Origin of the sequence: Pseudoduganella namucuonensis, assembly GCF_900116645.1 — a bacterium.
Taxonomy (GTDB): Bacteria; Pseudomonadota; Gammaproteobacteria; order Burkholderiales; family Burkholderiaceae_D; genus Rugamonas; species Rugamonas namucuonensis.
In genome coordinates this window covers 1-26,301 of the sequence record NZ_FPBO01000005.1, presented here as the reverse complement: position 1 = coordinate 26,301, position 26,301 = coordinate 1, and the positions used below count along the sequence as shown (strand labels likewise).

Sequence of the window (26,301 nt, the reverse complement as noted above, 5' to 3'; positions counted from 1 at the left end):
ACACGCAATGGCAACCTTGAATCAACGGCCGACACGCCCGGGCGCGAAGACCGCGCTGGGCCTCCTGCTGCCGCTCGCGCTGGCCGCGTGCCAGAGCCTGGACCGCGCCCCGGCTTCGGCAACGGCGGCGCCCGCCGCCGGCCCCTGGGTGGCGGACCTGGGCGACGGCCGCTACCGCAATCCCATCCTGCACGCGGACTACGCCGACCCGGACGCGATACGCGTGGGCGACACCTATTACATGACCTCCTCCAGCTTCAACCAGACCCCCGGCCTGCCGCTGCTGGAGTCGAAGGACCTGGTGAACTGGGAACTGGTGGGCCACGCGCTGCCCGCGCTGGTGCCCGCCGAGCGCTACGCGGTTCCGCAGTTCGCCAAGGGCGTGTGGGCGCCCTGCCTGCGCCACCACGACGGCAAGTTCTGGATCTTCTACCCGGACCCGGACCTGGGCGTCTTCGTCATGACGGCCGAACGCTTCGCCGGCCCGTGGAGCGCGCCGCGCCTGCTCCTGGCCGGCAAGGGCATCATCGACCCGGCCCCGCTGTGGGACGACGACGGCAAGGCCTACCTGATGCATGGCTGGGCGGGCAGCCGCGCCGGCATCAACAACATGCTGACGCTGCGCGCCATGTCGCCCGACGCCACCCGCATGCTCGACGAGCGCGGCCCCTTCGTCATCGACGGCCACAAGCTGCCGGGCGTGCACACGCTGGAGGGCCCCAAACTCTACAAGGCCGACGGCTACTACTATGTGTTCGCCCCGGCCGGCGGCGTCGAGCAGGGATACCAGATGGTGTTCCGCTCCCGCTCCATCGACGGCCCCTACGAGTCGCGCACGGTGCTGGTCCAGGGCGACACCGCCGTCAACGGCCCGCACCAGGGCGCCTGGGTGCGCGCCCAGGACGGCGGCGACTGGTTCCTGCATTTCCAGGACAAGAAGACCTACGGCCGCATCGTGCACCTGCAGCCCATGCGCTGGCGCGACGGCTGGCCCGTGATCGGCGAGGACAGCCGCCTGCCCGGCGCCGGCCAGCCGGTGTCGACCCACAAGAAACCGGTGGCCGGCTTCCCCGTCAAGACGCAGCCCGCCGGCGACGAGTTCGACCAGCCCAGGCTCGGCCTGCAATGGCAGTGGAACGCCAACAGCAAGCCGGATTGGTACTCGCTGGCCGCGCGCCCCGGCATGCTGCGCCTGCACACGCAGGCCGTGCCCGAGGCCAAGGACTTCGTGCGCAACTCGCCGGCGATCCTGTCGCAGAAGCTGCCGGCGCCCGTTTTCATGGCCGACACGCGCATCGAGCTGGCCAACGCCGCCGAGGGCGACCGCGCGGGCCTGATCGTCAACGCCATCCAGTACGCCTGGATAGGCTTGCGCAAGACCGCCACCGCCACGCAGCTGGTCTACACCCAGTGCGGGCCGTTCCGGCAATTCGGCCCGCCCTGCACGGAAGAGACCCGCGTGGTGCTGGCGTCCGCGCCCTCCGCGCTGTACCTGCGGGTGGGCATCGCCGACGGCGGCATGGCCACGTTCTCCTACAGCACGGACAACGCCGTCTTCACGCCGGTGGCGCCGGCGTACCAGATCGGCAAAGGCGGCTGGGTGGGCGCGCAGGTCGGCTTGTTCAGCGTGGGCGACCGCGCGGGCAACCCGGCCTCCCACCTCGACGTCGATTATTTCCGCATGACCGCGCCCTAGTTCACCCTCCGGCCGCGCGATTAGTCCCGTGCGGTCTTTCGTCGTGGAGAGGCGGCTCCGTCTCTCCACGATTTTTTTTTATTCTTGACAGACATGCCGCAGTGCGATAAGTTATCGATAACATATTCGCTTGTAGAAATATTGGAGACCACGCAATGACTTTTCCCCGGGCCACGCCATGACCGCCAAGCAATCACATTACCGGTTCCTGTGCACCTTCGTCTTCATTTATTTCTTCGCCCAGGCGATGAGCGTGTCGCTGCTGGCCTTGTGGCTGCGCACCACGCTCAAGCTGACCGGGGCTGAAACCGGCATCGTCTTCTCCGCCAACTTCATCGCCGCCATGTGCTCGCAGCCGGTGTACGGCTTCGTCTCGGACCGCATCGGCGAGCGCAAACACCTGCTGTGGGTGGTCGGCGCCCTGTGCGCCCTGAGCGGCCTGTTCTTCGTGTTCGTCTACGCCCCGTTGCTGAAAGCCAACATCATCGTCGGCGCCGCCGTCGGCGGCCTGTACCTGGGCGTGACCTTCATCGCCGGCAGCTACGCCGTCGAATCCTATGTGGACCGCATCGGCCGCCGCCACGGCTTCGAATACAGCCGGGTGCGCATGTTCGGCTCGCTCGGCTTCGCCAGCGCCGCGCTGTTCAGCGGCCGCCTGTACAACATCGCCCCGGAAATCAATTTCACGCTGGCCTCCAGCGCCGGCCTGCTGATGCTGGCCCTGCTGATGTTCTGGCGCACCGGCGCGGCCGACCCCGGCGCCTCCCTGGAAAAGCAGCACAAGGTCACGCTGGGCGAGGCGCTCGCGCTGCTGCGCGACCGGGAGTTCTGGCGCTTCATGGTGTTCATCCTGGGCGTCACCAACCTGTACCTGTTGCTCGACCAGCAATTCCCCAGCTACTTCACGTCCATGTTCCCCGATCCGCAGACCGGCGCGGCGATGTTCGGCTATCTGAACTCGCTGCAGATCTTCATCGAGGCGGGCGGCCTGTTCCTGTCGCCCATCCTGGTCAAGCGCATCGGCGCCAAGAACGGCCTGCTGCTGGCCGGCACCATCATGATGATACGGATCGCCGGCTCCGGCCTGGCGGTCGGCCCCGTGTCCATCTCGGCCATGAAGATCTTGCACTCGGTCGAACTGCCCATCCTCGCGGTCTCCGTGTTCCGCTACATCGCCTGCCATTTCGACAACCGCCTGGCGTCGACCGTGTACATGGTCGGCGTGAGCTTCGGCCATTCGCTGGGCCTGGCCATCCTGTCGCCCATCGCCGGCAAGAGCTACGACCTGATCGGCTTCCCGTCGACCTACCTGGCGCTGGCCGCGCTGGGCTCGGTCTTCATGGTGCTGTCGGCCTGGCTGCTGTCGCCGACGCCGCCGGAAATCACCCGTGGCGGCTCCCAGGCGCCCGGGAATCCGCCCCTGGCCAAGGCCGCCGGCACCACCAATTAAACCGTTTTACAAGGAGTTTTGCATGTCCGCCCCACTCAACCACGCGGCAATCGAGCCCTTGGCCGACTCGCCGGCGCGCCGGCGCTGGGCCGGCCGCGCCGCACAGGTCGACCACGCCGCGCTCGAGGGCGCCATCGCCCACGCGCTGGCCGCCATCGACCGCAACCTGGCGCATTTCGGCGCCGGTTTCCCGGCGCCGTCGAGCGTCGCGTCGGTCTACCCCGCCATGGGCAACGTCGAGTGGACCAATGGCTTCTGGACCGGCATGCTGTGGCTGGCCTACGAGCTGACCGGCGCGCCGCGCTACCGCGACGCGGCCGACATCCACGTGCGCAGCTTCCACACGCGCCAGCTGGCGCGCCAGAACACCAACCACCACGACCTGGGTTTCCTCTACAGCCTGTCCTGCGTGGCAGGCCACAAGCTGACCGGCGACCCGCTGGCCGCCGAGGCGGCCATGGGCGCGGCGCGCCTGCTGCTGGAGCGCTACCAGCCGCGCGCGGGCATCATCCAGGCCTGGGGCGACCTGAGCGATCCGGCGCAGAGCGGCCGCATGATCATCGACTGCAACCTGAACCTGCCGCTGTTGTACTGGGCCAGCGAACACAGCGGCGAAGCGGCCTTCCGCGACGCCGCCGACACGCACATCGAGGCGGCGGCCCGCCACATCGTGCGCCCGGACGGCTCCACCTTCCACACCTTCTTCTTCGACCCGGCCAGCGGCCGCCCCCTGCAAGGCAAGACGCACCAGGGCCACGCGGACGACTCGTGCTGGGCCCGCGGCCAAGCCTGGGGCATCTCGGGCTTCCCGCTGGTCTACCGCCACAACGGCGACACCCGCCTGATAGCGCTATCGAAAGTGCTGGCGAACTATTACCTGAACCGGCTGCCCGAGGACGGCGTCTGCCACTGGGACCTGGTGTTCACCTCCGGCGCCGAGGAGCGCGACAGCTCGGCGGCGGCCATCGCCGCCTGCGGCCTGCTGGAACTGGCGAAAAGCCTGCCGCTGGCGGACCCGCTGCGCGCCGAGTACGAGCGCGCGGCGCTGGGCACGGTGCTGGAGCTGTCCGAGGGCTACGCCAACCACGACACCCAGCCGGGCGGCGGCCTGCTGAAGCACGCCGTCTATCACAAACCCCACGGCATCGGCGTGGACGAGAGCTGCATCTGGGGCGACTACTTTTATCTGGAAGCACTGGTGCGCCTGACGCGCACCTGGGAACCGTACTGGTGAAAATGATGAAAATGAAAATAGAACACCGTTTCCTGGCGATCGACGAGGGCCGCCAGCAACTATCCCTGGTCGACACCGGCAAGGAAGGCGTGCTGTGGACCGTGGACCTGGCCGACTACCCGCTGGCGCGCGACATGCAGCGCCTGGACGCCGGCCGCGTGCTGGTCGGCTACGACCGCGGCTTCTTCGAACTGGAGGTCGCCACCGGCGCGATCGGCAACGTCTGCGCGCGCTGGACGGACGTGACGGCGGTATGCCGCCAGCCGGACGGCGCCACCCTGGTCACCGGCTACAACCTGGACGGCACGGGCGGCATCAACGTGCTGACGCTGGACCGCAAGCTGAACCTGGTCCACGCCGCGCGGCGCGACGGCGACTACGTGCGGCTGATGCGCACCACGCCCCAGGGCACCTACCTGCTGTGCATGAACGACCACATCCTCGAAGCCACGCCGGACCTGGCCGACGTGCGCCGCTTCGCCGCGCCGGGCTTCGAGCACGCCTGGAAGGCTGAGCGCCGCGCCGACGGCGGCACGCTGGTGTCGGCCGGCTACGGCGCCTTCACGGCGGTGTTCGACGCCGGCGGCCAGCTCGTGCGCCGCTTCGGCGCCGAGGGCGAGGTGCCGGGCGCGGTGGCGCCCTTCTTCTACGCCAGCTTCGAACAGCTGCACGACGGCCGCCTGCTGGTGGCGAACTGGCAGGGCCACGGCCCGGACAACGGCGGCAAGGGCCGCCAACTGCTGGAATTCGGCGCGGACGGACGGCTGCAGGGCAGTTGGTCGGCCGAAGACCGCTTCTCCTCCCTCCAGGGCATACTCGTCGTCTGACGAGCCGCCACCGCCGGGCCCCTGGCCCGGCGCCTCCCGTCCGCCTCCCATTCGCCTCCCGTCCTTCCCCCCGCCGCCCCCTCCCGCGCTCGCCGGCGCCGAAAACGCTTATCAATTCGACACACGGTTATCGATAACCTACACCCAATTGATACTTGCCTCTAAAAAAGGCATAAGTCACATGTGCAACATTTGGTTAGAATCGGTGTCAATCCGATGAGACGATGCGGCAGGTACCCCGGGTACCGCGAATGCCGATCGAGCCGGGCCGGGCGCCTTGTGTGAAAAACGTGTTTTTTTTTGCCGATACTTGTTATCGATAACACAAGCGCCCTCGACAAGTTCACAACAACCTAAAAAAAGAGACTGGGGAACACATGAAAAGAATTGGATTTCGCATCAAGCCCACGCGCATCGCGGCCATGCTGTTTTCGATCGGCATCATCGGAACGCTGCTGCCGCACGCCGCGACGGCCGCCGACACCATCGAGACGCTGGCCACCGCGTATCAGCCGACCATTTACGAGACCATCGACGCGAGCGGCTTCAAGCACCCCGGCGTCGGCCTGACCAAGGAAATGCTGGAAAACGTGCGGGCCCAGGTGCTGGCGCAAAAGGAACCGTGGAACACGCACTTCAACGCCATGCTGCTGTCGGGCAACGCGTCGAAGACCATCAATTCCAGCAACCAGGGCTCGGACCCCACCAAGCCGGGCAGCCTGGCCTTCAGCAGCCAGGGATTCAATTCCAAATTCATCGCGGACGGCCAGAAGGCCTACACCCAGGCCCTGCTCTACTACATCACCGGCGACGAGACCTACCGCGCCAACGCCATGCGCATCATCCGCATCTGGGCGCAGATGGACCCGGCGCAGTACGTGTATTTCGTCGACTCGCACATCCACACCGGCATCCCGCTGTCCCGCATGGTGGCCGCCGCCGAGATCATGCGCTACACCAGCTGCCAGACGGCGGCGCTGGCGTGGACCGACGACGACACCGCCAAGTTCTCCACCAACCTGGTCAATCCGGTCATCGAGACCTTCCAGCACACCAACTACCGCTTCATGAACCAGCACCTGTATCCGCTGCTGGGCGCGATGTCGGGCTATATCTTCACCGGCAACCGGGCGCGCTACAACGAGGGCGTGGAATGGTTCACGGTCAACAAGACGGCCGAGGACCAGGGCCAGAACGGCGCCATCAAGGCGCTGTTCCGCCTGGTCGAGAAGAACGACGTGACCGGCGAGGCCGTGACGCCGGTGGTGCAGCACGTTGAAATGGGCCGCGACCAGGCCCACGGCGGCGGCGACATCACCAACGCCGGCATCCTGGCGCGCCTGCTGAACGCCCAGGGCACCAAGGTCGACCCGGTCGAGGGCACCGCCTCCACCGCGCCCAACGCGGTCGGCCCCTACGAATTCCTGAACGACCGCATCCTGGACGCGTCCGACTACTTCGCACGCTACATGGTGGGCGATGAACCGCCATGGGTCCCCACCGCCTCGCACACCGACGCCAACGGCGTGCCGACCGTGGTGTACCGCGAAATCGCCAGCGGCTACCGGGGACGCATGTTCTCCAGCCTGTGGGAGCCGTACTACTACTACAAGTACGTGAAGGGCGTCGATATCGCCCAGCGCGCGCCTTTCCTCAGCCATATGTTCTCAATGCGCACCAGCTACAACTGGGACGGCGTGGACGGCGGCGGCGACTACTGGCTGTTCATGCCAGCGGCAGCCGAGGCTGAAGGCGCGCAACTGCTGATGAAGCCGATCACCGACCCTTACCGCGAAGTGGAAGACCGCTACACGGTGCTCGACGGCGACGTCACCGCCATGCGGGACGAGACCGCGTCCTTCCTGCGCATCAACACCACGGCGGCCGGTGCCAAGCTGGCCGTGGTGGGCTACGGCAACTCGACGAAAACCTTCGCCTTCAAAATCCGCACCAACGGCATCGCCTCGCTGGAAGCGTTCGACGAAGCCGTCGCGCTGCCGGACACCAAGGGCCAGTGGCGCTACGTGAATTACACGCTCGACAACTACCACGGCCTGTACGACGTGCTGTTCCTCACCGTCAAGGGCGCCGGCACCCAGGTCGATTTCGATCACATCAACGTGTCGGGCAGCACCTTCACCGCGCCCGTGTTCACCGAGGGCGACGCCGACCTGAGCCTGGTCACCTATGCCACCTCCAGCTCCGCCGTCAACCACAGCTTCGCGGCCACCGACGCCGGCGCCGACGTGCTGACCTACCAGGTCGACAACCTGCCGGCCGGCGCCACCTTCGACACCGCCACCGGCGCGTTCTCGTGGCTGCCGACCCAGTCGGGCACCTATTCCTTCGTGGTCACCACGACGGATGGCACCACCGTCACCAGCAAGGTCGTGAAGATCGTGGTGACCGGCGACCGCCAGACCGCCATCGGCACCATCATCGCCGCCTACAAGCCCAATTCGCTGTACGTGGCGGCGACGCTGGACACATACAACGCGGCGTACGCGGACGCCGTCAATGCGGCAGGCAGCGCCACCGACGCGGTGTTCCAGCAAAAACTGACGGCATTGACCACCGCCGTGACTGGCTTGCAGGAACTGACGCCGCTGCTGGCCGATGGCAGCATGAATTACAGGAACATGTTCACCACGTCCACCTTCGGCACCGCAGTGCCGCTGTTGCTGGACAACGCGGCAACCACCTGGTCCACTGCGCCCGGCACCTACGCGCCCAATCTGGCGCATATCATGGACTTCGGCCCGGATTTCAAGGCGTCGGCGTCGACCTTCCAGATGCAGGTGCGCGCCAGCTTCCCCGAGCGGATCGGCGGCGTGGCGATGTTCGGCTCCAACGACAACGAGAACTGGACCCGCCTGACGCCAGGCCTGACCGTCGTCTCGGACGACATGCAGACGCTGCCGGTGCAGGAAGACCAGAAGAACCAGCGCTACCGCTTCTTCAAGCTGCAAATGGTGGCGCCGACCTACGCGATCCTGGAAGTGGGCGAGTTCCGCATCTTCGGCCAGCGCTATGAAACCGTCAACAAGATCTCGGCCGTGTCCATCAGCTCCGACCAGAGCCTGAAAAAGCGCATCGTTCCGGGCAACACGGTGAAAGTGACGTTCCAATCGAAGGAAGCGATCAACAACGTCAACGTGATGGTGCAGGGCCAGCCGGCCACCGTCACCACCTCCGACAACCTGAACTGGACCGCGACCTGGGTCGCCAACGCCAGCGCGGCGGCGGGCACCGTCAAGTTCGTGATCAATTACAAGACGGCGGCGGGCGTGGACGCGGAACCGACCCTGTTCACCACCGACAGTTCATCGCTGTTCATTTCCGACCAGACCGGCCTGATCAACCCGATCGGCCTGACGACCTTGAGCGACTCCAGCGGCAGGAACCAGACCGACGTGCTGGGCCAGGCCAACGTGCTGCTCGACAGCAACCTCGGCACCTTCACCGATTTCCGCGTCAACGGTTCGGGCAACGGCGGCTGGATCGAGTTCGACTTCAAGGGCGGCGGGCTGGCCACGCTGAACCGCGTCGAGGTGATCGGCCGGCAGGACCAGTACGCCAGCCGCATCAACGGCACCGTGGTGCAGGGCTCGAACGACAACGCGACCTGGGACACGATCTCCCCGGCGTCCAACGGCTCGTCGGACTGGCAGACGCTGAAGATCAACAGCCTCACGCCCTACCGCTATATCCGCGTGGTCAACGGCAACGCCTGGTACGGCAACATGGCCGAGCTGAGGATGTATGGCGCGGTCGAATCGGTCAACATGATCTCGACCGCGTCGCTCAGCTCCACGCAGGCGCTGCGCAACCGCATCGTGCCGGGCAACACGGTGAAGGTGGCGTTCACGGCCAAGGAAGCCATCAACACCGTCAGCGCCACCATCCAGGGCGTGCCGGCCACCGTGGCCACCACCGACAACATCAACTTCACGGCCACCGCCACCTTGCCGCAGGGCGTGGCGGCCGGCGCGGTGACCTTCGCCATCAACTACAAGACGGCGGCCGGCAAGGCGGGCTACCCGAACACGGCCACCACCGACGGCACCCTGCTGACCCTGGTGGACGAGGCGGACGTGATCAAGAACGTGACCAGCGTCGCCACCCTGATCGACTCCACCGTGAACCGCACGGCGGCCAGCACGCTGTCGATCACGAACTCGCTGTTCGACTCCAACCTGGGCACGTTCTCCGACTACCGCACCGGCAGCAACAACGCCGGCACCGGCAGCTACATCACGTTCGACTTCAAGGCCGGCAACCAGGCCACGCTGACCGGCGTGGAACTGGCGGCGCGGCAAGACCAGACGGCCAGGGCCAAGGGCACGGTGGTGCAGGGTTCGAACGACAACACCAACTGGACCACCCTGACCGCGGCGGCGATCACGACGGCTGACTGGCAGACCCTGCCCGTCAGCGGCGGCGTCCCTTACCGCTACATCCGCGTCGTCAACGGCAACAACTGGTTCGGCAACCTGGCCGAAGTGCGCTTCCACGGCACGGTGCAGGGCGCGGACACCACGGCGCCGACCACCACCAGCAACGCGCCGGCCGCGCCGGTGAAAGCGGACACCACCGTCGCCTTCAGCGCGACCGACACCGGTTCGGGCGTGGCCGCCACCTATTACAAGGTGAACGGCGGCGCGCAGCAGACCGGCGCCGCGGCGGTGCTGACCACCGAGGGCACCCACACGCTGAGCTACTGGAGCGTGGACAAGGCGGGCAACGTCGAACCGGCACGCACGGCCACGGTGACCATCGACCGCAGCGCGCCGGTCACCGTCGCCACCGCCAGCCCCGCCGCGCCGGCGAACGGCTGGTACTCGGGCAACGTGTCGCTGGCACTGGCCGTGGCGGCGGACGCCGGCTCGCCGGCCGCGTCCACCCACTACACGGTGGACGGCGGCGCGCAGCAGACCGGCAACACGGTCGCGCTGAGCGCCAAGGGCACCCACACCGTGAGCTACTGGAGCGTGGACCAGGCCGGCAACACCGAGCAAGCCCGCTCGCTGACCGTGAACATCGGCCCGATCGACCTGAGCGCCAGCGTGAAGATGACGCAACAGGGCGCGACCCTGAACCGCGCCACCGGCAAGTATGTCGGCGCGATGACGCTCACCAACACGACGGGCTCGACGTTGACCGGTCCGCTGACGCTCAGGCTGAACGGCTTGAGCAACGGCCTGGTGCTCGACAACGCCACGGGCGTGGACGCCGCCGGCGCGCCGTACGTCGCCCTGGCCAACCCGCTCGCGCCCGGTGGAACGGTGACCGTGAACCTCACGTTCTCGAACCCCAACCGCGCCCTCGTCACCTACTCGGCGCAGCTGTTCCGCGGCCAACCTTAAGGAGGATTCACCATGCACAACGCTGTCAAACACAAGATCGCCTCCCTGCTGCGGCGCGCGGCGCTGGCGCTGACGCTGGCGGCCGCCGGCGGCTTCGCCTCGGCCGGCGTGGTCCACGTCGCCATCGACACCTCGTCCTTCGGCGCCGCCAGCGGCTACCTGGACATGCAGCTCAGCGCCAGCGGCAACGTGCCGCTGGCGACCGCGGTGGTCAGCAACATGGTGGGCTTCGGCGCCCTCGACCTGAACTACGGCGTGACGCCGCAGGGCGGCGGCTTCAAGTTCCGCAACGACACGTCCAACTACCTGTCGCACACCGCCATCTTCGGCGGCCTGCTGTCCTTCGACCTCACCTTCGACGGCGCCTTCGATCCGCTGACCACCTACGAGTCGATGTTCACGCTGTCGGCCTACGACGAGGCCTTCGCGCCGCTGGGGGCGTTCGATCCGGCGACCGGCGCGCTGGCCACCTTCGTCTGGACGCACGCGGTCGCCGGCGACGCGGCCCGCGGCGTCAACCTGTCGGATCCGGGCGTGACCGCCGTGCCCGAGCCGGCCGACTGGATGCTGATGGCCATCGGCCTGGCCGCCATGGCCCTGGCGGCGCGGCGCGGCGGCGGCGCGCCGCGCCAACGCGCCGGCGCGGGCATGGCCATCGGACTCGCGGCCCGGGCGTAAGCCCCGACGCCCACCGGCCCCGCCCCGCCTATCCGGCAAGGATACGCGGGGCGATTTTCCATCCACGGATGTTATCGACGATCATCCCCGCACCCGCGCCGCCGTGCGCCAACCGGGCCTCGAACGCCGCCGTGAACGTCCGAGGCCAGGCCTCGCCGGACTGGCGCACCGGCAGCGTTCGCGGCGGCTGCCGGTCCACGCGAGCCGGCCGGGCCGTCTCAAGATGGCCCCGGCCTTGGCCGGCTCCCGCGCCAGCGCGGCGCCGGCGTTGAGCAGGCCGGCGCCGGCCAATATGGCGAGCGCCGCCTGCGGCCTGGCGAACGCGCGGCCGCGGCCGTCATGGGTGAATTTTTTCTTCATTGCTTTCCTTCTCTCCTCCCTGGTTGCACCAGGTTCGCTTACCCGTGACAAAATGGTATTGCTCACATATCCAGCCGGGACGGCGCCGCTTGGCGCAGTCCCGCCCGGCTTATTTGTAGGTCGCGCCTTCGACGAAGGGGCCGGTCTCCAGCAGGTTTTGTTCCGGGCCGGTGACGCGCTTGCCGCCCACGGTCACGTTTTCGATGCGCACGTTCCTCACCTTGCGCTTTTCATCGTGGCCGCGGATCACCGCGGCGCTGGGCGAGCCCTGGCCGCCATGGCGCTGGCGGAGCCGCGCCGCGCGCGGCGGGCCGCGACGGAGCATCGAGACGGCGCGGGCATGGCCCTCGGCTGCACCGCCTGAGATTGCCCCCCGCTACCGGTCCGAAAGCATGGTGTCGGACCGGTAGCGTTTTACGACAGCCCCGCCCAGCGACAAGCCGACCAGATGCGCGCGCCGTATCCCCAGCGCGTCCATGAATTGGCGCAGGTCCCCCGCATGGAGGAAGTGCTCCCCTTCCCGCGGCAGGCTGGAGCGGCCATAGCCGCGCAGGTCGTAACGGATGACCCGGTGGCGGCGTTCGAAATCCTTCACCTGCGGCCGCCATTGGCGCCGGTCCAAGCTGTGCCCAAGCAGGAAGACGATAGGCTCGCCCGCTCCGCTCTCCTCGAAATACAACCTGGCTCCCGGAAGCTGAACGGCCGCGCGCAAGGTGGAACGGTCCGTCGCCTCCGCCATGGGCGCGTAAATCGTCGATCCCAGAAAGGTGCTGTAGCCATCCGCCGCCGCCGTGCCGACATTGGCCTTGGCGATCACCACGCCCCAGACATCGGCCACCCTGTCGACCCAGCCGTAAGCGCCCGCCCAGCCGGGCGACGAGATCAACGCCGCGCCGGACCCGCGCGCCGCGCACCTGGTCCGCCTGCATTTCGGCCACGGTCCCCTGGCTGAGCACGCGCCGGCCCCGGAACACGCCATTCCGCGAAATCATCATCAGGAAGCGCGCGTAATCGCGGGCGCTGGTGAACAAACCGCCGCCCAGCATGGGGCTGAAGCCCGGTTCCGGCGATACCGGGGAGTAGCCGCTTCGCGCCATGCCCAGCGGCCCGGCGATGCGCGACTGGAAGATGGCGTCGAAGGGCAGGCCCGCCGCCACCTCCGCCATGCGGCCGGCCACTGCATGGCCAGGCCGCCATACTGGAACGCCGCCCCCGGCGCACCGGCGGCCGGCAGGTCCACGATATGGCCGACAGCCTCCTCCAGCGTCTGATAGTCGTCGCGGCGCCGGCCTTCGGGCTGGTAGTCCGGGTAGCCGGCGGAGTGCGACAGCAGCTGGCGCAGCGTCGCGTCGCCCTTCCCTTCCGCGAACCGCGGCAGGAACTTGCGGACCGGATCATCCCAGCGTAATTTGCCTTCATCGACCAGCGCGGCAATGGCGGCGGCGGTCCACTTTCCCATGGAGGCCACGTGCCGCACCACGTCCGGGCCGGCGTCGCCGAACCAGGCCTGGTGCAGCGGGTGCTCCCCGCGCCCCAGCATCAGCCCCATGCCGTCGCAATAGCCCAGCTCCACGCGCTCCCGCAGGCGCGCGTCCAGGTGGGAGAAATCAGGCATTGCCTCGAAGGAAGGGCCGTGCGTCCGGTCCGACAAGCCGCTCGCCAGGCCGGCAGCGCTCAGGTTGAGAAAATCGCGTCTGTTCATTTATTCCAACCGGAAGTAAAAAAGCACTCCGGGCCGTGACCATGGAGTGCGAACGCTCTGGGTAGAGCGGGGACATCAGGGCACGAAACCCTAATTCGATTGCATGCCTGACCTGTGCGGCCTCGGCGGACGCGGTGTTGGCCGTTGCCGCCGTCCGGCATGGCGCCCCTCAGCGGATGGTGGTGGCCGCCATGGCGGGCATGTCGAAGATACGCACCCGCCGGCCGCCGACGACGGCGGCGCGGCCGGAAATGCGGACGATTCCGCCGCCGCCTCGCAGCGTAATGCCGGCCGGCCAGGCGGCTGCAGGCACCCGCAAGCGCGCCGGGCGGCTGGCGGTGTACAGCCAGCGCCCCTGCGAGCGCCACAGCGCGGCCGAGGCGCCATCGCCCTCGCCGGCGGCGGCGATGGCGTAGCCCAGCCCCGCCACTTCGCGCCCGTGGCCCAGGAACAGGTAATCGAGCTCCCCGCCCCGCTCCGCCGCGATGCCGTAGCGGCCCACCAGGCGCTGCCCGCCATGCGCGAAGGTGACGCCGTCGCCATCGTTCGACATGATGGTCTGGCGGCGTTCGCCCGTCGCCGTCACGCGCAGGCCCGCCGCGCGGCCAGCGCCTCCCTCGGGGATGATTTCCTCCACCTTCAACACGCTGTCGGGCGTGCCGTTCCCCATCGCCTCGAACACCGCCGTGAATGGCCGCGTCCAGGCCTCGCCGGACTGGCGCACCACCAGGGTCTGCATCGGCAGCTTGTCCACGCCCGCGGGCAGCATGCCCGAGGGCCAGGCCGTCGACGGCGGCGCCTGCACCGAGAAGAACTCGCGCGTGGCGGCGCCCTGCAGCCACGCCGTCATGGCCACAGCGCGGTCGGGTAGCTTCAGGTCGAAGCGCGCCTTGAGCGGCTGGGTGGACGCCAGCGACCTGCGGCCGGACCAGTAGTCGTAGCCGATCAGGTCGCCGTCTGCGAAGACCAGCCGCTGCGACGGCGCCGTCGCCAGCGCCTGGCCGGAGGCGGTGCTGAAGGCCATGGTCTGGCCGAGATTGTGGTAGATGTAGTCGTGATACTTGTCCTTGCCGTCGCGGCGCCGGGAGCGGAAGATGTCGACGAAATAGCCGCTCTTGTCGTCCAGGCGCACGGTGCCGAGCACGCGCCGCTGCTCGGCGTCCGTCTCCGGCTCGCGGAAGGCCACGTCCGAGAAAGTCACGTTCGGAAACGCCGCCGTGGCGGGACTGCCCGGCCGCGGGTAGACCGCCTGCACCGCCATCGGATGGTTGCTTTTCATCGAAGGATAGGTGGAGACGCCGTCCACCACCACCGTGTTATGCGCGGGGAACTGCGAATAGTATTCGCGGTGGTCGTGCTGGAAATAGCCCGAGCCGCGGCCGCTCTCCGGCGCGATGCTGATCCCTTGCGCATACAGTTCCATGGCGATGCCATTGGCGTGCGCGTGGTTGCCGGCCGAGCCGGCCTGGGAAATGACCAGCGCGTTGTCTCGCGCGTGCGCGCCCTGGTAGCCGTTGCGCTGTATCAGCCAGCTCGCGTTCGGCGCGAAGAAGGTCGGGGTCTGGTAGTCCGTGATGCTGGGCGCGCCTGGGATCGCGGCGCCCTGGGACGGCGCGCCGCTGAACAGCGCGTGCACGCCGCTGCCCGGGGCGCGGCTTCCCTGGACACCGGTGGCGGCGCGCATGGCGGCCAGCAGCGCTGCGTACGATCTGGCGTCGGCGTCCCGCCCATGCCGCTCGGCGTAGTGCAGCAGGCGCTCGACGGCCACGGTGCGCAACAGGTCGTAGCGCGAATCGCCGAAGCCGACGGTGCGCCCGTTCGGCAGCAGATACTGCGGCAAGGCGAGCGCCGCGCGCGGCAGTACGGGCATTTGGGGCAGGAGGTCGATGCCGAACAGGCGGTCCAGCATCTCCAGGCATTCCAGGTAGTCGTCGGCCACGTTGACCGAATAGCCGGCCGACTCGTTCCACATCGCGGTCTTGTCGTCGTAGCCGAAGTCGAGCAGGCGCCGCAGCGACCACTGGCGCGCGCCCTTGCCGTCGATCACCGCCTGGACATAATGTTCGCTGCCGCGCCGGTCCGCGTAGCTGTCGTCCTTGCCCAGGATGGCGGCGATCTGCAGCACGAAGCGCGCTTTGATCAGGTTCCAGTTGTTCCAGGGCACGCCGTTGGCGATGATGATGTCCGCCCATTTCTTGAACGCCGCGTCGTACAGCGCGCGTTTGCCGCCGGCGCGCGCCGCCACGTAGCCGCGCATGAAATCGTAGCTCTCGGCCAGCGGGCCGGCGATGTCCTCGTGGATGACCTCGAAGGATTGCAGGCCGACCAGCGTCTGGTCGTGGCCCTGGTTCAGGTCCACCGGCATCTCGCGGTGGTACAGGCCGCTCATATAGGTGTCGAAGATGTCGTAGGCGAAGCCGGCATAGGCTTCGTCGCCGGTGTACCAGTAGAGGAAGGCCGCGTCGCGCGCCAGTTCGGCGATACGCATGTTGATCGATTCGACGATACGGCCGGTCTTGGCCTGCGTGACCCATTCCCAGGGCTGGCCGGGCGCGTTCTTGCGCTGGAGGTAGAGCAGGTCGTTCTCGCCCATGTAGGGCTTGACGTCCTCCAGTTTCGGCGTCTGGTAGTCGGTGGCGGTGTCACGCGCGCCGGTGAAGCGCACCGTCGGCACGGGCGCCGCGCCGCTGGCGTGGTCGTAATAGCCGTTCTTGACGTAGACCTGCGTGTGCCTGGCCTGCCAGTACATCTGCAGGCGCGAGACGATCCACGCGGGGTCGCCGCGGTGGCGCTCCACGTAGGGCTGAACGCGGGACTTGAGCGCCTCCAGCATGCTGGCCTTGGCGCCGTCCCGCCCTACCCGCTCGCGCAGCGCCTCGGGGCCGGCGTCCGCGCCGGCCAGCAGCCGCGGCGGCCGAAGGTCCGCAGGCGCGGACGGTTCCGTTCCAGCCGATACCGGCAGCATGGCGCAGGCCAGCAGGACGGCCAGCGCGCAATGCGCCACCTGCCATGGTTGAAAATACCGGGTCATTTGCGTTCCTCGAGATAGTTGACAGCCGCGCTCCCGCGGTTTCCCAACGGGAGCGGCACAATAAAACCGGCACGCGAACGCGCCGGTCCGGATCGATCAGAAGTCGTAGCGGGCCGTCAGCCAGTACGAGCGCGGCGGATTCATCACGTTCCACGCGCCCGATTCAGGCAGCTGCTGCATGATGTCGTTCTTGCTGACACCGGTGACGGTCGGCAGCATCGTGTCGTAGGCGCTGATGTACTTGTTGTTGAGCACGTTGCGCACGTCCAGCGAAATCCGCACGTTCTTGATGCCGGCGTAGGCCACCGAGAAGTCGAAGTTGCGCTGCGGCGGCAGGTAGGTCCGGTCGGCCGGGTTGTTGTCCCGCTTGCGCTTGGCCATGAAGCGATGGCGCAGGTTGAACTGGAAGTCGGCCATCTGGTAGGAGACGGTGTTCGACACCACCCAGCGCGGGGTCTTGGCCATGATGCCGGCCACGGTGGTCAGCTTGTCGTCCTCGGGACCGGGGGCGCCGGCGGCGAAACTGCCGACGGCGACCGCGCGCCCCTGGGAGTACAGGCCGGAGGTGCTCCAGCTCAGCTTCGGCGTGACCCGCCACTTCAGCCAGCCCTCCAAGCCCTTGGTCAGGAAGTGGTTGAGGTATTCGACCACGTAGGTGCTGCCATCGACGGTCAAAGGCGTTTGCTGTATCCACTCCAGCATCTCGGTGCGGTAGGCCGTCAGCTGACCGGAGAGCGCGCCTTTGTTGAATACATAGGCCACTTCGTCCTGCCGCAGATCAACCTGGGGGAACAGGGGTTTGTTATCGGCGTTGAACTGGGTTTGATAGCGGCTGACAATGCCGATGATGTTGTTGCCGGCAAGGCTATGGCGGTAATAGACCTTGTCCTCGGGGGTGATGTTGTAGCCGACCGAGCCGCTGTAGTTTTTCAGATACACCTTCTTCGACGCATTGACCGTCGCGCCGCGCACGTAGTTCTGGTTGTCGTACCAGGTCAGCGCGTTGCCGTCCAGGCCGCCGTAGCCGCGCGAGTTGGCGTCGTTGGCCTGCGGCGTGGTCACGAAGGGGATGGTGTGCGTTTTCACCATCGTGAGGTTGCCCTTGTAGCTGGCGTTCAAGTCCCACTTGCCCGGCGACCAGGAGCCGCCCAGCATGGGCTGGATGTCGCGCTGCCGGCTCGAGTAGATGTAGGGCGTGAGGCCATCGACGTTGCCGCCGCCCACGCGTCCCCAGCCGCCCTCGTCGGTGAGCTGGTAGCTGCCCTTGTCGGTCACGAAGCGCGCGCCCAGGTTGGCGATCTCGCCGTTGCCGAAGGCCGAGATGCCGCGGCCGTTGAAATACGTCACCAGGCCCTGCCTCGCCTGCACCGCGAACAGGCCAGCCTGGACCCGGAAATTGTCGCCGGCGTAGTTGGCCAGGAAGTTGAGCATCAAGTCCTTCGATTCGCGGGTGGCGAAGTTCGAATTGGTGACGTAGACCACGTCCTTGTTGACGGTGTTGCTGTCCGACGGCACCATGATGCCGTTCACCAGGCCGCCCGCCATGTCGAAGTTCGCGTTCGGCAGGTTGGTGTAGGCCACGCATTGGGCGGGGCTGGCGGCGCTGCCGGCCGGGCAGGCCGCGCCGGTGCGGTAGTTGACGCCGTTCGACTTGCCGACGTTGTTGTAGATCCTGGCGCGCACGGCGCCGGTGCCCCGGTCGTAGAGCTCGTAGTAGCCGGGCTGGCGGTTCAGGTTGGCCGTGTCCGTGCCCTTGGCGGCGATGCCCTGGTTGACGGTGAACGCGTCCTGGAAGATGTTGGTGCCCCACAGCGAGCCCGGGCCGGCGCCGTAGAAGCCCTGCCGCAACAGCGCCTTGCTGTTCTGCGCCTTGAGCGCCGAGTTGAAGCTCCAGCGGCCGCCGGTCTCGTGGTCCCATTTCAGCCACACGGCGTCCTGCTTGTAGTTGGCGCCCTTCTCCGGGTCGTGGTAGCGGCTGGCGCCGGGGCCGTCGATCAGGCTGGTGTTGACGGTGTGCTGGCCGCCGTGCATGAACATATTGCCGCTGCGCAGGAAGCCCGGCGCCGGCACCGGGTCGACATAGCCGTGGGCCGGCTGCGTGAACTGGCCGTTCCATGAGTTGGTGTCGTCCAGGTGCTTGACGGTGAGCGCGACGGTGCCGCTGGCGTCGCCCAGTTCATAGTTCTTTTGCACGCGCAGCTTGACCTGCCCGCCCAGGTTGAGCGGGTAGCCCGGGTCGGTCGCGCCGGTCGAGGTGCGGTAGAAGCCCGTGGCGCTGGCGCGCAGGTCGCCGCGCTCGTTCTTCCAGCCGAAGTAGCCGTCCACCTGCTTCCACGACAGGTGGGGATCCTCGCCCTCCACGCCGAGCCGGGTCTGGATGGCCGCGCCGGGCTGGATGGCGCCGGGCAGGAAGTTGAACACCGCGCCGGCCGACGAGGCCACCGAGGTGCCGGCCGAGCCGCCGCGCACCGATTCCACGCGGCTGGTGCCGATGTCGGCGCGGTAGAAGCTGCTGTCCTGGAAGTTGTTGAAGCGCACCGGCAGCACCGGCAGGCCGTCCTCCAGGATGGCGGTCCAGAAGTTGCCGGTGGTGGGGCTGCCGGTGCCCACGCTCATGCCGCGGGTGTAGGACTCGTTGCGGGCCACGCCCTCGTTGCTCTCCACCACCACGCCCGGCATGTCGCGCAGGAAGTCGTCCGCGCTCATGGGCGCGAACTTGCCCAGGTCCTTGGCGTCCAGCACCGAGTAGGACACGTTGGCGGCCTTGGCCTCGGTGGCGCCGACGGTGCCGGTCACGATCACGGTCTGGCTGTCGCCCTGCTTCCCGATGGCCCCGGCCTTGGCCTTGGCCTTGGCTTCCGCCTTGGGCTGGTCCGTGGCCGGAGGGGCCTCCTGCGCCAGGGCCGCGCTCGCGTTGAGCAGGCCGGCGCCGGCCAGTATGGCGAGCGCCGCCAGCGGCCTGGGGAACGCGTGGCCGCGCCCGTTATGGGTGAATTTTTTCTTCATTATTTTCCTTCTCTCCTCCCTGGTTGCGCCAGGTTCGCTTACTCACAACAACATGGTATCGATACCACACCGGACCGGGCGTAGGCGCGTGGAAACGCGCCGCCGGCACCGGGCAGGCGGCATGGTATCGTTCACATATCGAGGCAAAAGAGACGGCGCCGCTTGGCGCCGTCCCGCGCGGCTTACTTGTAGGTCACGCCTTCGACGAAGGGGCCGATGTCCAGCAGGTTTTGTTCCGGGCCGGTGATGCGCTTGCCGCCCACGGTGACGTTCTCGATGCGCACGTTCCTCACCTTGCGCTTTTCATCGTGGCCGCGGATCACCGAGGCGCTGGGCGAGCCCTGGCCGGTGAAGGCGATGTTGCGCAGCGTGATGTCCTCGATGCCCCGCCCCGGGCTGGTGTTGTACTTGGGCGTGTAGGCGATGTGCAGGTTGAACAGCTTGCCCTCCTCGATGCGCTCGACGCGGATGTCCTCGAACACCACGTCGCGCACCAGGTTGTCGTCGCCCGCCATGATGCCGATGGCGCCCTCGTACTCGGGGTCGTCCTCGTCGTGCTCGAGGATGTCGATATTGCTGAAGCGGACCCGTTCGATGACCTCGGGCTCGGGGTGCGCCGCGGTCGGCGTGTTGCCGTGGATGCCGATCATGACGGCGTGCGCGATGTCGGCCCACAGCGTGGAGTCGCGCACCGTGATGTCGCGCGAATCGCCCCAGATGTCCCAGCGGTGGTTGTAGATGGTGATGCAGTCGTCCGAGGTGCGGATGAAGCTGTCGCTGATCTTGACGCGCTGGCAGGCGAAGTGGCCCAGGCCGTCCGACCACGGGGCGCCGCCGATGGAGCGGATGCTGCGCTCCTCCACGTCCTGCGAGGTGATGCAGCGCATGGTGCCTTCGGGCTGGTTGATGAAGATGGGGCCGTCGATCAGGATGTTGCGCGAGTTGCGTATCCGCAGCTGGTCGACGCCGTGGAACAGGCCGTCGCTGACCACCTTGACGTTCTCCACGCCGTCGATGATGAGCGGATTTTTCAGCATGGCGCTGCCGTGGATGTAGACCGTGGTGTTCGAGCGCAGGCGGAACTCGCCGGCGTGGACGCCGGGGCCGAAGAAGACCCGGGGTTGCGTGAAGTCCGGCGTCTTGCCCTGGGTGATCTGGTCGCTGGTCAGCCCCTCGGGGACGGCCGGCATGTCCTTGCGGACCGCGTGGGTGAACAGGTGCAGGTTGTGCAGGCGGTCGCCGTCGAATTCGACGCTGAGGTTTTCCGGCTTGTTCAGCGTGAAGTAGGCGACGCCGTCCTTCACGCGGGTCTTGATTCCCTTGGCGTCCGGCCGCACCGCCACCGTGGAGAAGCGGCCATTGTTCTTCTGCACCGAGACCTCGACGGCGCCGTCGAAGTTGAAGTACACCATCGAGGCTTCCTGCTTGGTGTCGAGGTCCACCTTGACGCGGTACTCGTACAGGTCCCGCCACACGCCGCCCGGGGTGCGCACGCGCACCGTGAAGTCGTCGTTGTGGTGGGTGTACCTGATCGGCTGGGGGAAGGGGAAGACCTGCAGGCGGTCCGCCCCGGCCGCCGCCGGCGTGGCCGGCGCGGCCTGGGCCTGCGCCGCGCAGGCGAGCGCGCACAACACCGCCGCGATTGTTTTCTTATGCACTTGCCGTCTCCTGTGTTATCGATATCAGACGAGATATTAACAGGCTGGACGCGCTCCCGTAAAGGGTTTGCTAGCGGGCGCCGGCGCGGTCGTTGTCGGCCAGCGCCACATCGTGCAGCAGGCCGTAGTGGCGGAACGCGGCGCGCAGGTCGTCGCGCAGGACCCTATTGTCCCATGGCTTGGTGTAGAAGCGGTAGATCGCGCCGCGGTTCACCGCCTGCACGATCGAGTCCAGGTCGGTGTAGCCGGTCAGGACGATGCGGAAGATGTCCGGGTACATTTCCTTGACGCGGTCCAGGAACTCGGTGCCGCTCATGTGCGGCATGCGCTGGTCGCACAGGATCACCTGGACCTCGTGCCTGGCCAGCAGGTCGAAGCCCTCGGCCGCCGATCCGGCCGACAGCAGGCGGTAGCCGTCCAGGCGCAGCAGGCGCCTCAGCGAGGACAGCACGCCGGGATCGTCGTCCACCAGCAGCAGCGTCTTGTACCGGACGCCCTCGCCCGCCGCCGGCAACGGCATGCGCAAGTCCTGCAGCAGCAGCGGTTCCAGCGCCGCGACCGGCAACGGGGGACTGAACAGGTAGCCCTGGATCTCGTCGCAGTGGTGGCGCCGCAGGAACGCCAGCTGGGCCGGCGTCTCGACCCCCTCGGCGATCACGCCCAGCTTCAGGCTGCGCGCCATGCCCAGGATGGCCAGCACGATGGCGGCGTCGTCCGGATTGCTGGTCACTTCGCGGATGAAGGCGATGTCGATCTTCAATTTGTCGATGGGGAAGCGGCGCAGGTAGGCCAGGCTCGAATAGCCGGTGCCGAAGTCGTCGATCGAAATCTGCACGCCGAGCCGCTTCAGGTTGGTCAGCGTGGCGATGGTGCGCTCCGTGTTGGCCATCAGCGAACTCTCGGTCAGTTCCAGTTCCAGCAGGTCCGGCGGCGCGTCGTGCAGCGTCAGCGCCTCGATCACGTCGGCGGCCAGGTCGCCCTCGGCGAACTGGCGGCCGGCCACGTTGACGGCGATGTTCACCGGGCCGACCCCGGAGCGCAGCCAGGCGCCGATCTGGCGGCAGGCCGTGGCGATCACCCAGCGTCCGGCCCGCACGATCAGCCCGGTTTCCTCCAGCACGCCGATGAAGGCCTGCGGCGGCACCAGCCCGTGCCCCGGCCGCTCCCAGCGCAGCAGCGCCTCGACGCCGACCACGCGGCCACTGGCGGCCTGCACCTTGGGCTGGTAGTGCAGCACGAACTCGCCGTTCTCCAGCGCCCTGCGCAGCGCGATCTCCAGGTCCAGCCTGGCCAGCACCTCGACGTTCATCTGCGGCGTGAAGAAGCGGAAGGTGTCGCGCCCGGCCTGCTTGGCCCGGTACATCGCCGTGTCGCCGTACTTGATCAGCTCCTCGGGGGTGGAGGCGTCGGCCGGGTGCATGGTGATGCCGATGCTGGCCGTCATGCCGACCTCGTGCCCGCCCAGCGTGAAGGGGGGGCGCAGCGCCTCGCGGATCTTGTTCGCCACGGCGGCGGCCGTGTTGTTGCCGTCCGGCATCAGCACGATCAGGGCGAACTCGTCGCCGCCCAGGCGCCCGACCGTGTCGCGCACCCGCACGCAGCCGGTGAGGCGCCCGCTGAACTGCACCAGCAGCTCGTCGCCGGCGGAGTGGCCCAGCGTGTCGTTGACGCCCTTGAAGTTGTCCAGGTCGAGGAACAGCACCGCCAGCAGCCAGCCGTTGAGTTGCGCCTGCGCCAGCATCTTTCCCAGGATCTCGTAGAACAGGGTGCGGTTCGGCAGCCCGGTGAGGCCGTCGTGGTGGGCCTGGTGCCGCAGGCGGTGCTCGGCGTGCCTGCGCTCGGTCATGTCGCGCACCACCGCGACGATGATCCAGTCGTCCCCGGAGCGCAGCGCCTGGCGGTTGATTTCCACATGCAGCCAGGAGTCGTTCTTGTGGTGGATGCGGGCCAGGGCGCTTTCATTGCCGCCCCTGGCGATCAGGCCGTCGTACAGGTCGGCCAGCTCGGCGGGATGGCCGGCGCTGATGTCGGACGAGCCCAGCAGCATGAGTTCCTGGCGGCTGTAGCCGCTCATGGCGCACGCAGTGTCGTTGACCTCGACGAAACGCATGGTGGCGCGGCTGAGCAGGAAGATGCCGTCGGCGGTGGAGTCCATGGCCTTGCGGAAGCGCCGCAGGTCCTCCTCCCCCTTCTTTTGCTCGGTGATGTTCATGTGCATCAGCACCGCGCCCCGGCGGAATTCGGCCGACAGCGGCGACACGGTCAGCAGGAACCAGACCGGTTCGCCGTCCGCGGCGCAGCGGTACTGGGTGCTGTAGCGCTCCCGCGCCCCGGACAGCACCTCGCGCACGCCGGCCGCGATGGCGCGCGCCCCGTCCGCGCCCTCCCCCACGGCCAGTTCGCACAGGCGCACGTAGTTGCCGCCGACCGGGTGGCCGGGCGCCTGCGCCGCGTCCATCGCGCCGCCGCGCTGCCAGGCGTCGTTGACCGACACGATGAGGCCGTCCGGTCCCAGCATCGCGACATGGGCCGGCAGCGCGTTGAGCATGGCGGTCTGGCGCGACGCGTCGTCCAGGCGCATCTGCTCCTGCGCGCGGCGCAGCAGGAAGGGACGGCCGTGCCGGTCGGTGACGGTGTCGACCTCGCCGCCGGTGAGCAGCTCCAGCCGCTCCACGCTCTCGTGCAGCGTGGCGATCAGTTTTTCGACTTCCATGGCCGCGCCCTAACCCGGCGGCAAGCCGAGGGCGAGCAACACCTCGGCCGTCTGGCTCAGGGTGCCGACGATGCGGCGCGCGGCGGGCGGCTCCAGCTTGAGCAGGGTGGGCGTCATGAAGACACCGTCCTCCAGCGCGCGCATTTGCTCGCGGAACACGTCGACCACCTCGATTTCATAGCGCCGCGCCAGGTGGGTGTCGCACAGCGCCTGCAGGTTGGCCCTGGCCAGCATGGAATTCTGCGCGTCGCCCGCCACGTACAGGCGGAACTTGTAGATGGAGAAGCGATCCATGTCGCCCTACTCCGCCGCCATGTTGAGATCGGCGCCGCGCAGCTCCGCCATCCGGCTGCGTCCGCGGGCGGCCTCGCGCTCCCGGCTCTCGATGGCGCGGATCAGCAGCGCCTTCTCGACCTGCTTGGCCACCAGTTCGGTCTGCACGGACTTGAGCCGCACCTCCAGCTCGGCCTCCTCGGCGTCCAGCTGGACCTGCTTGAGCTGGGCGGCCGCCTCGGCCAGTTCCGCGCTGACCCGCTCCGCGCTCTCCTTCTCCCAGCGCAAGGTGCCCATCAGCACCTCGCCGCCGGCGCTGTAGGTGTCGGCCAGCGTCACGCCCGTGTCGCTGAGGATCAACTCGCGCACCTGGTTCGAGTGCGCCGTGCCGCGCGACTTGATGATGGACATGCCGCGGTTGCGCTCGCCCGCCTGCACCAGGTAGTTGAGGTGGATCCAGGTGTCGGCCAGCGTGGAGATCTGCAGCGGCGAGCCGCCCTCGGATTGGTTGGACATCTCGTCGAGCAGGCTGGTGCACACGAGCGTGATGCCTTGCGCCTTGGACCAGTCGATCAGCCGTTCGGCCACGCTGTGCGCCGTCAGCTCGTTGCCCGATTTCGACAGCGTGGAGACCGGGTCGATCACCAGGCAGCGCGCGCCGTGCTCCTGGGCCAGCATCTTGATGCGCACCAGGTAGGTCTCGGCGCTGCCGGTGATGGTGCGCGCCGAGATCATGCTCAGGCAGCCGCTCTGGATATAGGCGTCGAGCGCGATGCCGACCGAGGACAGGTTGCGCACCACCTCCGAACCGTCCGAATCGAAGCTGACGAACATGGTGGGCTCGCCGCGGCGGCAGGCCGCCTCCGCGAAGGCGCCGCTCAAGGTGGTCTTGGCGGTGCCGGGGAAACCGGTGATGAGCACGCTGGCGCCGCGGTAGTAGCCGCCGCCGAGCATGGTGTCCAGCCGTTCGATGCCGCTCGAGACGCGCTCGTTGGTCACGTTCGCGTCCACGTGGCCCAGCGTGCGCGCCACGGCCACCTCGAAGCCCCGCTTGCTGATCAGGAAGGGCGACTCGTTCTCGTCGAAGGCCGAGCCGCGGTATTTCTGCACCCGCAGGTTGCGCTGGGATACGCCCTGCACCACGCTGTGGTTCAGCACGATGGAGCAATCCACCATGAACTGCATGAAGCCGAACGATTGCGGCATGACGCTCTCGGCGCCCTCGCCGGTCTTGGCGGTGATGATGGCCGTCATCCGGTGCCGCAGCAGCCAGTCGTGCAGGCGGTAGATTTCGCGGCGCTTGGCCATGGCGTCGGGCAGCAGGGCCAGCACGATGTCGAGCGCGTCGATGACGATGCGCTTCGATCGCATGGCCCCGGCCTGCCCTTCCAGGGCCGCCAGCATGCCGCTCAAGTCGAAATTGCCGGCCAACACCAGGTCGGGCGCGGGCTGCGCGTCCAGGAAGTACAGCACCTTCTTTTCCAGCAGGGACGGCAGGTCCCAGCCGAAGCCGCCGGCGTTGGCGACGATGCGCTGCGAGGTTTCCTCGAACGCGACGAAGATGCCCGGCTCGCCGCAATCGCGGGCGCCATGCGCCAGGAACTGCAGCGCCAGGATGGTCTTGCCCGAGCCGGGACCGCCGGCGAGCAGGGTCGTGCGTCCCATCGGCAAGCCGCCGTCGGTCATTTCGTTGAGGCCGGTGATGCCGGTCAACGCTTTGGGGCAGCCCTGCGGAGGGGCGGTCGATGCCTGCTTCATGGTCGTATGCCTGGGTGGAAAACTGGAACGGGCAGCCGAAAGACTTGGGCTGCGCAAGGAAACGACCGGGGGGATGCGGGCCGGCGGGAACGCCGGTGCCTCCGAAACATTGAACACCCACTATAGCACGCGTGGAAATTAATCCTTCAAAATCAGAGATTTAAATGATTTTCCGGAGACAGGCGCGGCGGCGCCCGGCCTAGCCCGGATATTTCATGAGAAGAGGTCGGCGGCCACGCCATGAAGCGCGTTGTTATTGGTTCTCACGCCTAACAACAACCGAGGACCGCCGATGCCAAATTGTACCGTTGAACCAGTGGATTTGGGGAGGGTCGGACGCCGCGTGATTGAGGCGGCATTCGATGGCGGCGATATCGTCAGTGATGGTGGCGTGCTGCTGCTGCGGCAGGTCGACCAACGCATTGGCTTGACCAAGTCGATCGCGCGCGTGTTCGATGACCAGCGCCGTCGCGCCAGCGTTGCACACAGCATGCGGGACCTGCTTGCGCAGCGGATCTATGGGCTGTGTTGCGGCTGGGAGGATGTGTG

At 67.7% G+C, this 26,301-nt stretch carries 16 protein-coding genes and 2 pseudogenes; 7 read left to right on the top strand and 11 right to left on the bottom strand.

The window, feature by feature from the left end; genetic code table 11:
• Window positions 1-7 precede the first annotated feature (7 nt).
• The 6 genes from BM436_RS07045 to BM436_RS07020 all read left to right on the top strand — a co-directional run bounded on the left by BM436_RS07045 (window position 8) and on the right by BM436_RS07020 (window position 11,251).
• Complete coding sequence (locus BM436_RS07045; protein ID WP_093554804.1) at window positions 8-1,696, top strand: glycoside hydrolase family 43 protein; 1,689 nt, start codon at window positions 8-10, stop codon at window positions 1,694-1,696.
• A 178-nt stretch (window positions 1,697-1,874) separates the two neighbouring features.
• A complete protein-coding gene (locus BM436_RS07040; RefSeq protein ID WP_093554803.1) occupies window positions 1,875-3,146 on the top strand; it encodes an oligosaccharide MFS transporter in 1,272 nt (423 codons plus the stop codon).
• Between the two features lie 22 nt (window positions 3,147-3,168).
• Window positions 3,169-4,380: a glycoside hydrolase family 88 protein gene (locus tag BM436_RS07035; protein ID WP_093554802.1), complete on the top strand. Its 1,212-nt coding sequence runs from the start codon at window positions 3,169-3,171 to the stop codon at window positions 4,378-4,380.
• An 11-nt stretch (window positions 4,381-4,391) separates the two neighbouring features.
• Window positions 4,392-5,207, top strand: a complete 816-nt coding sequence (locus BM436_RS07030) for a hypothetical protein (RefSeq protein ID WP_143133003.1) — start codon at window positions 4,392-4,394, stop codon at window positions 5,205-5,207.
• A 377-nt stretch (window positions 5,208-5,584) separates the two neighbouring features.
• Window positions 5,585-10,573, top strand: coding sequence for an OmpL47-type beta-barrel domain-containing protein (locus BM436_RS07025; RefSeq protein ID WP_093554800.1), 4,989 nt, complete (start codon window positions 5,585-5,587; stop codon window positions 10,571-10,573).
• A gap of 12 nt (window positions 10,574-10,585) precedes the next feature.
• Window positions 10,586-11,251, top strand: a complete 666-nt coding sequence (locus BM436_RS07020; RefSeq protein WP_093554799.1) for an NF038129 family PEP-CTERM protein — start codon at window positions 10,586-10,588, stop codon at window positions 11,249-11,251.
• Between the two features lie 81 nt (window positions 11,252-11,332).
• Here the strand turns inward: BM436_RS07020 and BM436_RS36025 are convergent, their stop codons facing one another.
• From BM436_RS36025 to kaiC, 11 genes and pseudogenes are all read right to left on the bottom strand, one after another.
• Window positions 11,333-11,611, bottom strand: coding sequence for a hypothetical protein (locus BM436_RS36025; RefSeq protein ID WP_143133002.1), 279 nt, complete (start codon window positions 11,609-11,611; stop codon window positions 11,333-11,335).
• Between the two features lie 109 nt (window positions 11,612-11,720).
• Window positions 11,721-11,936, bottom strand: a complete 216-nt coding sequence (locus tag BM436_RS07015; RefSeq protein WP_093554798.1) for a hypothetical protein — start codon at window positions 11,934-11,936, stop codon at window positions 11,721-11,723.
• A gap of 51 nt (window positions 11,937-11,987) precedes the next feature.
• On the bottom strand, window positions 11,988-12,350 hold the full coding sequence (locus tag BM436_RS07010; protein ID WP_229489618.1) for an alpha/beta fold hydrolase: 363 nt from the start codon (window positions 12,348-12,350) through the stop codon (window positions 11,988-11,990).
• A gap of 97 nt (window positions 12,351-12,447) precedes the next feature.
• Window positions 12,448-12,777 (bottom strand): annotated as a pseudogene (locus BM436_RS38675) (serine hydrolase); the annotation flags it as partial.
• A 26-nt stretch (window positions 12,778-12,803) separates the two neighbouring features.
• Window positions 12,804-13,226: pseudogene (locus tag BM436_RS38670) on the bottom strand (serine hydrolase domain-containing protein); the annotation flags it as partial.
• Window positions 13,227-13,482: 256 nt separating this feature from the next.
• Window positions 13,483-16,344: a heparinase II/III domain-containing protein gene (locus BM436_RS07000; protein ID WP_093554795.1), complete on the bottom strand. Its 2,862-nt coding sequence runs from the start codon at window positions 16,342-16,344 to the stop codon at window positions 13,483-13,485.
• 96 nt (window positions 16,345-16,440) lie between these two features.
• A complete protein-coding gene (locus tag BM436_RS06995; protein ID WP_093554794.1) occupies window positions 16,441-19,350 on the bottom strand; it encodes a TonB-dependent receptor in 2,910 nt (969 codons plus the stop codon).
• Window positions 19,351-19,532: 182 nt separating this feature from the next.
• On the bottom strand, window positions 19,533-21,008 hold the full coding sequence (locus BM436_RS06990) for a glycosyl hydrolase family 28 protein (RefSeq protein ID WP_093554793.1): 1,476 nt from the start codon (window positions 21,006-21,008) through the stop codon (window positions 19,533-19,535).
• A gap of 70 nt (window positions 21,009-21,078) precedes the next feature.
• Window positions 21,079-23,721: an EAL domain-containing protein gene (locus BM436_RS06985; RefSeq protein WP_229489503.1), complete on the bottom strand. Its 2,643-nt coding sequence runs from the start codon at window positions 23,719-23,721 to the stop codon at window positions 21,079-21,081.
• Window positions 23,722-23,730: 9 nt separating this feature from the next.
• Window positions 23,731-24,015 carry a circadian clock KaiB family protein gene (locus BM436_RS06980; protein WP_093554792.1) on the bottom strand — a complete coding sequence of 95 codons (285 nt, stop codon included), beginning with the start codon at window positions 24,013-24,015 and terminating at the stop codon, window positions 23,731-23,733.
• Window positions 24,016-24,021: 6 nt separating this feature from the next.
• Window positions 24,022-25,752, bottom strand: a complete 1,731-nt coding sequence (gene kaiC, locus BM436_RS06975) for a circadian clock protein KaiC (protein ID WP_093554791.1) — start codon at window positions 25,750-25,752, stop codon at window positions 24,022-24,024.
• A 292-nt stretch (window positions 25,753-26,044) separates the two neighbouring features.
• On the opposite strand from kaiC, the gene BM436_RS06970 reads away from it, so the two are divergent.
• The coding region (locus BM436_RS06970) for a transposase (protein WP_177307035.1) at window positions 26,045-26,301 on the top strand (257 nt) is incomplete at its 3' end.